Origin of the sequence: Algibacter pacificus, from assembly GCF_008033385.1 — a bacterium.
Taxonomy (GTDB): Bacteria; Bacteroidota; Bacteroidia; order Flavobacteriales; family Flavobacteriaceae; genus Algibacter; species Algibacter pacificus.
The window spans coordinates 1-751 of record NZ_VOGY01000052.1 but is presented as its reverse complement, the minus strand read 5'-3'; the positions used below and the strand labels follow the sequence as shown (position 1 = coordinate 751).

General features: G+C 37.5%; 1 pseudogene. It reads right to left on the bottom strand.

The features are described 5' to 3' along the window. A pseudogene (locus tag FQU21_RS17515) lies at positions 1-751 on the bottom strand (hypothetical protein); the annotation flags it as partial.

Genomic DNA, 751 nt, shown 5'->3' with positions numbered 1-751 from the left:
CAGATTTAGTTTGTGTGGTTTTATAAAAAATTGCAGAATCTGTAGGATCGCCTGGGCTATTAAAATCCCGTTGCCCATTATTAAACACAATATTATCATTTGCATTAAGGGTTACAAAAAAACCTTGACCAACAGCTATTTTACCTGTTGGGGCTCCTTTTGTAGAACCTGAACCAGCATCTTCGGCAATTACAGGAGCTGTACTCATCAAACTATTGTAAGTAGCGTAACCACCTTCATAATCATTTAATATATGTGTGTTGGCATTTCCAAATTGCTCCCAAAAATATAAGGTTCCGTCGATAACTCCAGAATTATCGGCTATAAATTGATCGGCATTTAAATCGGACGGATATGGATTTCCTACTAAATAACCGTTTCCTGAACTTGCTGAAAGCGTATAATCGCCATCATTAGCCTCGCCATTAAACGTAAACTCACCAGCAATTCCTGTACCTTTCATAGAAAAACCTTCGCCTGGTAAAATACTAGTTGAAGCTGGATTTATTTGATTCCAAGAATAATAATTTCCAGATGTTCCATTAAAGGTTTGTAACCAAAGGGTACTCACTTGGCCAACCTCATCAACCGCATTAGTAAAACTTACAGTAGTTCCTCCAAATTCTAAATCCTTAACAAGCCAACCTCCGCCTTTGTTTACAGAAGCGCTCCAATAGTTATAATCATACTTATTAGCAGTTCCTTCTTGAGGAATGGTAAAACTTCCTGTTCCTGAGTTTAAAGATGTTCC